Source organism: Brevundimonas vesicularis (assembly GCF_900445985.1).
Taxonomy (GTDB): Bacteria; Pseudomonadota; Alphaproteobacteria; order Caulobacterales; family Caulobacteraceae; genus Brevundimonas; species Brevundimonas vesicularis_D.
The window spans coordinates 1-9,249 of the sequence record NZ_UAQP01000016.1 but is presented as its reverse complement, the minus strand read 5'-3'; the positions used below and the strand labels follow the sequence as shown (position 1 = coordinate 9,249).

Annotated in this window: 15 protein-coding genes; 4 read left to right on the top strand and 11 right to left on the bottom strand. The window is 49.9% G+C overall.

Annotated elements, in window-relative coordinates; all coding sequences use genetic code 11:
• Positions 1 to 265 precede the first annotated feature (265 nt).
• Positions 266 to 529, top strand: a complete 264-nt coding sequence (locus DT343_RS18305) for a transposase (protein WP_112863889.1) — start codon at positions 266 to 268, stop codon at positions 527 to 529.
• A gap of 9 nt (positions 530 to 538) precedes the next feature.
• Here DT343_RS18305 and DT343_RS18300 read toward each other — a convergent pair whose 3' ends face one another.
• Positions 539 to 1,075, bottom strand: a complete 537-nt coding sequence (locus DT343_RS18300) for an IS630 family transposase (protein WP_245888020.1) — start codon at positions 1,073 to 1,075, stop codon at positions 539 to 541.
• Positions 1,075 to 1,377: an IS630 transposase-related protein gene (locus DT343_RS18295; RefSeq protein WP_112863885.1), complete on the bottom strand. Its 303-nt coding sequence runs from the start codon at positions 1,375 to 1,377 to the stop codon at positions 1,075 to 1,077. The genes DT343_RS18300 and DT343_RS18295 overlap by 1 nt, the downstream gene beginning before the upstream one ends.
• A 29-nt stretch (positions 1,378 to 1,406) precedes the next feature.
• Here DT343_RS18295 and DT343_RS18290 point away from each other — a divergent pair, with 29 nt between their 5' ends.
• From DT343_RS18290 to DT343_RS18280, 3 genes are all read left to right on the top strand, one after another.
• Entirely contained in the window at positions 1,407 to 1,700 is a 294-nt protein-coding gene (locus tag DT343_RS18290; RefSeq protein WP_368731210.1) for a transposase, read from the top strand.
• On the top strand, positions 1,619 to 2,320 hold the full coding sequence (locus DT343_RS18285) for an IS256 family transposase (protein WP_112863881.1): 702 nt from the start codon (positions 1,619 to 1,621) through the stop codon (positions 2,318 to 2,320). The genes DT343_RS18290 and DT343_RS18285 overlap by 82 nt, the downstream gene beginning before the upstream one ends.
• 81 nt (positions 2,321 to 2,401) lie before the next feature.
• Entirely contained in the window at positions 2,402 to 2,605 is a 204-nt protein-coding gene (locus tag DT343_RS18280; RefSeq protein WP_112863879.1) for a hypothetical protein, read from the top strand.
• A gap of 45 nt (positions 2,606 to 2,650) precedes the next feature.
• Here the strand turns inward: DT343_RS18280 and DT343_RS18275 are convergent, their stop codons facing one another.
• The 9 genes from DT343_RS18275 to DT343_RS18235 form a co-directional block, all read right to left on the bottom strand.
• Entirely contained in the window at positions 2,651 to 3,016 is a 366-nt protein-coding gene (locus tag DT343_RS18275; RefSeq protein WP_112863877.1) for a PilZ domain-containing protein, read from the bottom strand.
• On the bottom strand, positions 3,013 to 3,960 hold the full coding sequence (locus DT343_RS18270; protein ID WP_112863875.1) for a DNA polymerase III subunit delta': 948 nt from the start codon (positions 3,958 to 3,960) through the stop codon (positions 3,013 to 3,015). Before DT343_RS18270 ends, DT343_RS18275 begins: the two co-directional genes overlap by 4 nt.
• Positions 3,957 to 4,577 (bottom strand): dTMP kinase, encoded by a 621-nt coding sequence (gene tmk, locus DT343_RS18265; RefSeq protein ID WP_112863873.1) that lies wholly within the window; start codon positions 4,575 to 4,577, stop codon positions 3,957 to 3,959. Before tmk ends, DT343_RS18270 begins: the two co-directional genes overlap by 4 nt.
• A complete protein-coding gene (gene mltG, locus DT343_RS18260) occupies positions 4,577 to 5,590 on the bottom strand; it encodes an endolytic transglycosylase MltG (RefSeq protein WP_181669236.1) in 1,014 nt (337 codons plus the stop codon). Before mltG ends, tmk begins: the two co-directional genes overlap by 1 nt.
• Before the next feature lie 2 nt (positions 5,591 to 5,592).
• Positions 5,593 to 6,855: a beta-ketoacyl-ACP synthase II gene (gene fabF, locus DT343_RS18255; protein ID WP_112863871.1), complete on the bottom strand. Its 1,263-nt coding sequence runs from the start codon at positions 6,853 to 6,855 to the stop codon at positions 5,593 to 5,595.
• A 174-nt stretch (positions 6,856 to 7,029) separates the two neighbouring features.
• Positions 7,030 to 7,266, bottom strand: coding sequence for an acyl carrier protein (gene acpP, locus DT343_RS18250; protein ID WP_112863869.1), 237 nt, complete (start codon positions 7,264 to 7,266; stop codon positions 7,030 to 7,032).
• 83 nt (positions 7,267 to 7,349) lie between these two features.
• Positions 7,350 to 8,090, bottom strand: coding sequence for a 3-oxoacyl-ACP reductase FabG (gene fabG / locus DT343_RS18245; RefSeq protein WP_112863867.1), 741 nt, complete (start codon positions 8,088 to 8,090; stop codon positions 7,350 to 7,352).
• A 4-nt stretch (positions 8,091 to 8,094) separates the two neighbouring features.
• Positions 8,095 to 9,024 (bottom strand): ACP S-malonyltransferase, encoded by a 930-nt coding sequence (fabD, locus tag DT343_RS18240; protein ID WP_112863865.1) that lies wholly within the window; start codon positions 9,022 to 9,024, stop codon positions 8,095 to 8,097.
• An 11-nt stretch (positions 9,025 to 9,035) separates the two neighbouring features.
• Positions 9,036 to 9,249, bottom strand: a 214-nt coding sequence (locus tag DT343_RS18235) for a 3-oxoacyl-[acyl-carrier-protein] synthase III C-terminal domain-containing protein (protein ID WP_368731209.1), incomplete at its 5' end; no start/stop codon positions are given.

Here is a 9,249-nt window from a genome sequence, read left to right as displayed (position 1 = left end):
TTACAGGCATAACTCTCCAGTTCTCCTTCATTTTCCCCCTGTTCGCCCTAATCCAATACTCGAAGTTCTTGGTGTGGGCGTTGCGCTGCCGGTCGATGTCGAACCCGGCGTCCCGGATGACGTCCAGGTCGTTGCTGATGCGCCGACCGAGCTGGGCGGGTGATACCGCCCCATAAAGTGTGTCTGATGAGAGGCAAAAGAAAAGGTCTCTCAAATTTTTGTAAGAATGTTTTAGCAAACGCAATCCAAAAAAGAGAGAGACCCTATGAACAGTTTACAACTAAGCCCAAAGCAGCTACAAGAAATTTGTCATGATTTTACCAACAAGCCCAATGGCATCAATACGCTACTATCTATTATGTTGAACAGCTTGATGAAAGCCGAGCGCAAGGACTTTTTAGTCTCAAATCATTGCCATGGTAATAAAGCTAATGGCTACCGAAGTCTACGCGGACTGGGTATTGGTGAGCAGATTGAGTTAGCGATTCCTAGAGATCGTTTAGGACAATTTAAGCCTCTTCTGCTATAGTCAAAGAAATCAAAAAGAGTTACAAATCCACAGGAAGTAAAAGAATAGTTTATCGATGCAATTTAATCGCCAATCCTTGCGTTTACGTTTAAGCCAAGCCCACATTTTCTCGATTGGGTTCAGATCCGGACTGTATGGCGGCAGCCATAAAATATGATGTCCCGCATCTGCAATAAGCTCTTGGGTATCCTGTCTTTTGTGAAAGCTGGCATTGTCCATAATAATGACGCTGTTTTCAGGCAATTGTGTTAACAGCAATTCTTCTACCCAACAATGAAATACATCACTATTAATACTGCAATCGTAAAGCCCTACCGCAAACAACTTGTTCTTATGTATTGCCCCAATAGCATTGCTTTGATTCTTGAGTTGCCAGTTGTACTTTCCTAAACAAGGACAGCCTTTGTGGGAATAGCCGTAAGCTCTGTTCTCATGAGATTTAAAGCCGCTTTCATCTAAGTAAATCAGGGTTCTGCCTTCAGCTTCAAATGCCGCTAACTGCTTAAGAAATAATAGGCGCTGTTGTTTGTCTGCTTTCGGATGAATTAAGGTCTTTTTTTTCGAGTAATGCCGACACGTTTTAATGCTATGGCAATAGCTCTGTCGCTACAGTTAAAGCGTCTTGCCCGTTCATAGCAATAGTCATCAGGATAAGCTTGGACGTCAGCCATTAAAGCTTCATTATCGATTTTTGCCGGTTTGCGTTCGTACTTCTTGCGTTCTATGCTTTTCTTCCAACGTTGAATAGTTGTTGCGCTGAGTCGATATTCTTCAACAAGCTTTCTGTAGCTATGACCTGATGCCAGCTTGTTCAATATCATTTGTCTGTAATCTTTTGAGTATGCCATAAGTTTTAGTGTAACTGTTTTTTGATTCCTTGACTATAGAAGTCATGCGTGAGCAGCAGGATATGCTGAATGAGCTGTGTTTTGAGTTATATGCCAACGGCTTAACTACCCGTCAGATCGAAAGCATTACTGAAAACATCTATGGCAAAAAGCTTTCCAAAAGCGCGGTATCACGCATCACCGAAAGCCTGTATGAGGACATGAAAGCCTTTCGAGAACGACCGCTAGAGCCCATTATCCCATCATCTATTTGGATGCCACCTACGTCAAAACCAAACGTGAGACCGTCTCTAGCGAAGCGTACTATGTTGTGCTCGGCGTGAAGCTGGACAAAACCCGCGAGGTGCTCGGTATCTACAACGCCCCCACAGAATCTGCCGGCACTTGGGACAGCATCTGCCAAGACCTGAAAGAAAGAGGGATACAGCGCATTGAGTTAGCTATCATCGATGACTTGAAAGGGCTGGATCAGAGGATTGAAAAACACTTTGCCTGGCGCATACAAAAGTGCGTACTGCACCTGAAAAGACGCCTACTCAGTCAAAGCAAAACCAGCCATAGAGCGGAGCTGGCACAAGATTTAAAAGACGTCTTCTGTGTGGGCAAACATGACAGTTTATCGGCATCTACTGAACGTGCTAAAGCCTGTTATCAGAAATGGAAGAAATACTACCCGCAAGCTCTTGCCATATTGGCTGATAAGGACAAGCTAAGCTACTATTTAACCTATCTGCATTATGAAAACGAGATACAAAATATGATTTACACCACGAATCAAATTGAGCGGTTGAACAAATCCTTTAAACGCACTTTAAAGATACGCAACAGCATGCCCAATGTAGATTCTGTATTAACGCTGATGAGTAAAACTGCTATTGATATGGGTGAAACAACTTACCGTTACCCATTGAGCCGTTTTGCAGATTCATTACTTTTTAGCTAAACTGCCTATGCTGACTTTCTTGCAAAAAGACACACTTTTTGGGACGGTATCGATACGGAATGGCATATACCAGCCGAGCGCATGAAAATGAAACGCCCGCATATCGTTCCCTTATCTGATTGGGCATTGGCGATATTAGCCGAATTACGCCAACTTAACCGCTATCACAGCCCTTATTTTCTGACAGGCAACCGCAATAAGCCAATCAGCGATATGACCCTATCCAAAGCAATGAAAAGAATGGGCTATGACGGGATTGCCGTAGCTTATCGGTTTAAGCAATGATTGTTAAAGTATTAATTGAATCAGCATGCTATAGATGCTGTTTCATTACATGGTCATGGTCGGCAAGCCGGTATTGAGCATTTTACCAAGTGCGTTTTCAATGGCTTCACGAATTTTTGGGGCTTCTTTTCCACGCAGTTGGACGCCGATGCCCGGAACGCGTTTGACGGCGGCTTTAGGCGGGTTCAGCCATACGATGCGTCCGGAGGCGGCGAATTTGCCAAATTCTTCGGGCAGTTTGAGAAAGACGAAGACTTCTTGTTCTAGGCTGAAGTTTTCTTCGGTGGGATAGAATAGTCCGCAGCCGTCCACATAGGGCATGTAGGATTGATAGAGGCTGCGAGTGTCTTCGAAATCTAGGCGGATGACACCTTTTTTCAGTTTGGATTGGGCTTGTTGCTGTTCACTCATAGGATGGGATTCCTTGTTTCCATGTGATGTAAAAGTAGGGTTTTGCTTTGTAATGACCAGTTTAGCGGCTGGCGCTTGCTGCGGCGCAGTTTGCACAGCGCGGCATAAAGGTGGTGTATGCGGTGGATATCAATCTGCGCGAGTTGCTCTATGTGTTGGGCGGAATTTTGCCAATTTTGCGGGGTGCTGTCTAGTTGTATCCACGCGATGAGGCGTTCGCATTGGTAGCAGAGGAGGTCTAATTGTTCTTCCGGCGGATAGTTGTCCAGTATTTGCAGGAATTGCCGCTGTTGTTTCGGCTGCGCGCAGTAGCGGATAAAGTCGGCAAAGCGCGCAAGGGGATTGGCTTGTTCGCGTTGTGCGTAGGCAAGGAAGGGGTTGTTGCGATAGAGGGCTAAGAGTTGTTCGGCTTCTGCGCTGTCTATGCCTTGCGTGATGAGCCAGTCTCGAGCTTGCGCAAGGTCGGCTTGGGGTACTTGGTAGCTTTGCGAGCGGCTTAAGATGGTGGCTTTTACGGCGCGACGCGAGGGGGCGCTGAGAATAAAGTGGTTATGCGAGCTGGGTTCTTCTAGGGTTTTGAGCAGGGAGTTGAGGGCGCTTTCAAAGTATTTGTCGATATTTTTTAGGTAGATGAAGCGGTGTTTGCCGATACTGGGGGTGTTGCTGAGTTTGGCGATGAGTTCGCGCACGGCTTCTATGTTAAGGGTGTCGTGGGCGATGATGATGTCCGGATGGGTGTTTGCTTGGCGCAGGCGGCAGGGATGGCATTGTCCGCAGGCTTTGCCTTGGCTTCTGTTTTCGCAGAGGCTGGCGGCGATGAGTTGTCGGGCTAGGGCGTCGGCATTGTCTTGCTGTGGGTCGATGAGCAGCAGACAGGCGGTGGGTTGCTCAATGGCTTGTTGCAGTTGTGGGGCGGCGAGGCTTATCCAAGGGTAGTGCGTCATGAGCGGCAGAGTTCTTGCAGCAGGGGACTGATGCGGGCAAAGACTTGCTCGGGGCTGCCGGCGGCATCGATGAGTTGCACATGGGATTGGGTTTGGGCACGTTGGCGGTAGCCTGCGTCTATGCGTTGGAAGAATGCGCGGTTTTCTTGTTCGAGGCGGTCGGGGGCTTGATTGCGTTTGGCAAGGCGTTCGGCGGCTTTATCCGGCTCAATCATGAGTATGAGGGATAAATCGGGCTGAAATTCGCCTTGTATGTATTGTTCCAATTGGCGGATGAGAGCGCTGTCGATGCCGCGTCCTGCACCTTGATAGGCATAGGTGGCGTCATTGAAGCGGTCGCTGAGTACCCATTCGCCGCGTGCAAGTCGCGGGAAGATTTCCGTTTCCAGATGTTGGCGGCGGGCGGCAAAGATGAGGAGGAGTTCGGTTAATTGGGTGGGTTGTAGTTCGGGGTCGAGAAAGATGGCGCGGATTTTTTCGCCGACGGCGGTGCCGCCCGGTTCACGAGTGGTGTAGAGTGTTTTGCCTTGGGCTTGCAAATAGTCGCGGATATGGGCGATTTGCGTGGTTTTGCCCGCGCCTTCGTTGCCGTCGATAGTGATGAATTTACCTTGCATTAGGGGCTTTCCTTTTGGCTGCGGCGGTAGGTTTGCACGGCTTTTTGATGTTCTTGGTAGGTAGCGCTGAAGGTGTGTCCGCCTGTGCCGTTGGCGACAAAGTATAGGCTGTCGCCGGTTTGCGGATTCAGGGCGGCTTTGATGGAAGCGGCACTGGCGAGCGCAATGGGGGTAGGGGGAAGTCCGTAACGGGTATAGGTGTTATAGGGGGTGTCGGTTTGTAGGTCACGGCGCGTGAGGTTGCCTTGATACTGTTCGCCTATGCCGTAGATGACGGTCGGGTCGGTTTGCAGGCGCATGTTTTGCTGCAAGCGGCGATGGAATACGCCGCTGATTTGGGCGCGTTCGCCGGCTATGCCGGTTTCTTTTTCAATGATGGAGGCGAGAATGAGGGCTTCATAGGGGCTGTTGAGAGTGTCTTTTGCCGCTCGTGTTTCCCAAGCCTGCGCAAGGGTATTTTGCAAGGCTTGGTGCATGTGCTTGAGGAGATCGATGTCGCTGTCGCCGTAGTGGAAATGGTAGGTGTCGGGGAGAAATTGTCCTTCCAGACTGCCGTTGATGCCTAGTATGGCGGCGATCTCCGCTTCGCTTTTGTCGCTGAGTTCGTGTTTGAGTTCTGTGGTGGCGGCGATTTGTCGCAGCAGGTCGGCACTGCGTTTGCCTTCAATGATTTGGAATTGTAAGACAATGACTTTGCCTGTTTGCAGATTGTTCAGCAGGTCTAGGGTGCTCATATTCGGCTCGATGCGATAGTCGCCGGCTTTGATTTGCGCCGCGCCGCCGTTTAAACGCGCATGCAGTATCAATGCCCAAGGATGCTGCAGTCCGTGAGCTTGCAAATCATGGGCAATGCGGTTGATATTGCTGCCTTTCGCAACATGCAGTATGGCTGCGCCGCTTGCTTGCAAGGGCGCATTCAAGCTTTGCTGATAGAGTTTGTAGCCGTAAATTGCTGCGCCTATGCCTAGCAGGAAGAGCAGGAGGAATAGGCGGCGTAACAGGCGGATAATCATGTTTAGACGCGGCGGAAAATGAGGGTGGCATTGGTGCCGCCAAAGCCGAAGGAGTTCGACATGGCGATATTGAGCGCGGCGTCGCGTGCCGTATGCGGACAGTAGTCTAAATTGCAACCTTCGCCGGGATTGTCTAAATTGATGGTGGGCGGAATTTTGCCGTCTCGCAGTGCAAGAAGGGTAAAGACGGCTTCAAGTCCGCCGGCAGCGCCAAGCGCGTGTCCCGTCATGGATTTAGTACTGCTGACGACGGTACGGTAGGCGGCATCGCCCATGGCTTGTTTGATTGCTTGGGTTTCCGCTAAATCGCCAATCGGCGTGGAAGTGCCGTGTGCATTGATGTAGTCGATTTGTTCAGAATTGATTTGAGCATCGCGTAGGGCATTGCGGATGCAACGTGCCGCGCCGTTGCCTTCGGGGTGGGTAGCGGTAATATGATAGGCATCGCCGCTCATACCCATGCCGATGATTTCGCCGTAAATTTTGGCTCCGCGTGCTTGCGCGCTGTGCAAGGATTCCAATACCAGTACGCCGGCGCCGTCGCCAAGTACAAAGCCGTCGCGGTCTTTGTCCCAAGGGCGGGAGGCTGCTTGCGGGTCGTCATTGCGGGTAGAGAGGGCTTTGGCAGCGGCAAAACCGGCGATTCCCATATCGTTGCCCGCCATTTCCGCGCCACCGGCAACCATGACATCGGCATCGCCTAATTGGATCATGCGGTAGGCTTGCGCAATCGAATGGGTGGCGCTGGCACAGGCGGTTGCGGTTGCGAGGGCAGGACCTTTTAAACCGAATCGGATGGACAAATTGCCGGAAATCATGTTGATAATGTTAGCAGGAACATAAAATGGAGAAACGCGTCTGGCGCCGCCGTCAAGGAAATCTTTGTAGCCGGAGAGCATGCCGGGCAAGCCGCCGATGCCGGAGCCGATAATAATGCCGCTGCGTTCGGCAAGGGCTTCGTTATGGGCAAAGTCTATGCCGCTATCTTGAATGGCTTGAATTCCTGCCGCCATGCCGTAATGCACGAAGGTATCCATTTTGCGCGCTTCTTTGGCAGAGAAATATTCGTCGCTGTTAAAATCAATGACATTCGCACGGAAGCGTACAGGTAATGCCGAAGCGTCATAATCGCTGATGGGGCGTACGCCGCTTTTGCCTGCCAAAATATTGGCCCAAGCGCTGTTCACGCTGCTACCCACAGGGCTGATAATCCCCATGCCTGTTACTACTACCCGATTCAGGGCGCGTGAAGTCATTTCATTCATCAAAAATATTCCTTAACTGATTCGTGTCTTGCTATTGAAGGAGATACCGCGCTAAGAGCGCAAATGCTTAACTGTCGGATATATTGTTATATTGCCGTACAGTAGCGCTAAATAAAAAAAAGCCACGGCATGAAGGACACTTCCGTGGCTTTTGAATTCGGATAATGCCCGAGATTAAGCCTGATTGGCTTTGACGTAGTCAATCGCTGTTTGTACAGTCGTAATTTTTTCTGCGTCTTCATCGGGAATTTCGCAGTCAAACTCTTTTTCAAGGGTCATGACTAATTCCACTAAATCTAAAGAATCGGCGCCCAAATCATCAATAAAATGGGCTGCCGGTTTTACTTGTGCTTCGTCAACGCTTAATTGTTCAGCGATAACTTTAATGACACGTTCTTCAATGTTGCTCATGTTTTTTCCTATTGGATTGATAAAAATTTTCCGCATTATACCGAAATAATGCGCCGGTGTCAGAGCCTTTTGCATGAAAGGCATTACAGCATGTACAGCCCGCCGTTCACATGCAATGTTTCGCCTGTGATGTAATTCGCGCCGGCTAAAAATACTGCTGCTTGGGCAATATCTTCCGTCTGTCCGAGTTTTTCTAAAGGCACTGAAGCCAATAAGGCTTGGCGTTGCGCTTCGGGCAGGGTGTCGGTCATATCGGTGGCGATAAAACCGGGGGCAATGACGTTTACCGTAATGCCGCGGGAACCTAATTCGCGCGCTAAGGATTTGGAGAATCCGATAATGCCTGCTTTGGCGGCGGCATAATTGGTTTGCCCAGCATTGCCCATCACGCCAACTACGGAGGCAATGTTGATGATGCGTCCGAAACGCGCTTTCATCATATCGCGGCTTGCCGCCTTGCTCATACGGTAGATACTGCCCAAATTGGTGTTAATGACATTATCCCATTGCTCTTGCTTCATACGCATCAATAAGCCGTCGTCCGTAATACCGGCATTGTTGACCAAAATTTCCACGCTGCCGAATGCTTGTTTAATCTCGGCAAAGATTTGCTCAATTGCCGCTTCATCATTGACATTTAATGCCATGCCTTTGCCTTTAAGGCCTGCGACTTGAATGGCGTCCGTGATTTTTGCCGCGCCGCTGTCTGTAGTGGCGGTGCCGATGACGGTTGCGCCCGCCTGACCCAAGGCGAGTAGGGTAGCTTTGCCGATACCGCGGCTTGCGCCGCTGACTAAGGCGATTTTTCCTGTTAATACATTCATTTATTTATTGCTCCAAAAAGCTGCGCAGACCTTCTAATTGGTCCGGGCTGTCAAAATTGCCGGCACTGATACGGTTGTCGATACGTTTTGCCAATCCGCTCAATACTTTGCCGGGACCGACTTCAATCACTTTATTAACGCCGGCCTCGCCGAGCGCCGTAATACAATCCGTCCATAAAACGGGTTCATATAATTGTGCACCTAATGCGGCTTGGATGCCGTAGCGGTCTTTGTGTTGTTTGGCATCGACGTTGAAAATCACAGAGATTTTCGGTTCCTGCCAATGAATTTGGTCTAAGAAGAGGCTGAATTTTGCAGCAGCGGAACGCATCAGCGGTGTATGGGACGGTACGCTGACCGGCAATAAGACCGCGCGTTTGGCGCCTGCGGCTTTGGCAGCGACAATTGCTGCATCAACAGCTGCTTTTTTACCGCCGATGACGACTTGACCGGGAGAGTTGTAGTTTGCCGGATAGACTTCTCCGCCTTCGATACCGCTGCATACTTCGCGTACCACTTTGTCTTCCAAACCTAAAATTGCCGCCATTGCGCCTTCGCCGAAGGGAACGGCTTCTTGCATAATGCTGCCGCGTTGATGAACCAAAGCGACGGCTTCGGCAAAAGGTAGGGCTCCAGCAACTGTTAAGGCGCTGTATTCGCCGAGAGAATGTCCGACTAAAAATTGCGGGCTAATCGCTAATTCTTGTTGCAGCACTTCATAGGCGGCATAGCTGGCGGTCAGCAGAATCGGTTGGGTGTAAATGGTGTGATTGAGTTGGTCATCAGGGTTTTCCTGCACGATGGTCCATAAATCTTTGCTGATAATATCGCTGGCTTCTTGAAAGCGTTGCAGGACTTGCGGAAATTGCTCGCTGAGCGCTTTAAGCATGCCGAGGGATTGCGAACCTTGTCCCGGGAAGATGAGGCCTAACATAGAATCTCCTTTTAGTAGCTGAGAATGCAACCGCCCCAAGTGAAGCCTGCACCGAATGCTTCAAGCAGCACTTTGTGCCCGCGCTGAATTTTTCCGCAACGGATGCCGTCGTCTAAGGCAAGTGGCACGGAAGCGGCAGAGGTATTGGCGTGTCGGTCAACCGTTACAATAACTTTCTCCATGGGCAAATTCAAGTGTTCTGCGGTGGCGGCAATGATGCGTAAA

What these genes read in the sequence shown, in the direction of transcription:
- fabD (WP_112863865.1), bottom strand. Translation starts at nt 9,024, where the DNA reads ATGTTAGGCCTCATCTTCCCGGGACAAGGTTCGCAATCCCTCGGCATG.
- DT343_RS18275 (WP_112863877.1), bottom strand. Translation starts at nt 3,016, where the DNA reads ATGAGTGAACAGCAACAAGCCCAATCCAAACTGAAAAAAGGTGTCATC.
- mltG (WP_181669236.1), bottom strand. Translation starts at nt 5,590, where the DNA reads ATGATTATCCGCCTGTTACGCCGCCTATTCCTCCTGCTCTTCCTGCTA.
- fabG (WP_112863867.1), bottom strand. Translation starts at nt 8,090, where the DNA reads ATGAATGTATTAACAGGAAAAATCGCCTTAGTCAGCGGCGCAAGCCGC.
- DT343_RS18295 (WP_112863885.1), bottom strand. Translation starts at nt 1,377, where the DNA reads ATGGCATACTCAAAAGATTACAGACAAATGATATTGAACAAGCTGGCA.
- DT343_RS18280 (WP_112863879.1), top strand. Translation starts at nt 2,402, where the DNA reads ATGAAAATGAAACGCCCGCATATCGTTCCCTTATCTGATTGGGCATTG.
- DT343_RS18270 (WP_112863875.1), bottom strand. Translation starts at nt 3,960, where the DNA reads ATGACGCACTACCCTTGGATAAGCCTCGCCGCCCCACAACTGCAACAA.
- tmk (WP_112863873.1), bottom strand. Translation starts at nt 4,577, where the DNA reads ATGCAAGGTAAATTCATCACTATCGACGGCAACGAAGGCGCGGGCAAA.
- acpP (WP_112863869.1), bottom strand. Translation starts at nt 7,266, where the DNA reads ATGAGCAACATTGAAGAACGTGTCATTAAAGTTATCGCTGAACAATTA.
- fabF (WP_112863871.1), bottom strand. Translation starts at nt 6,855, where the DNA reads ATGAATGAAATGACTTCACGCGCCCTGAATCGGGTAGTAGTAACAGGC.
- DT343_RS18305 (WP_112863889.1), top strand. Translation starts at nt 266, where the DNA reads ATGAACAGTTTACAACTAAGCCCAAAGCAGCTACAAGAAATTTGTCAT.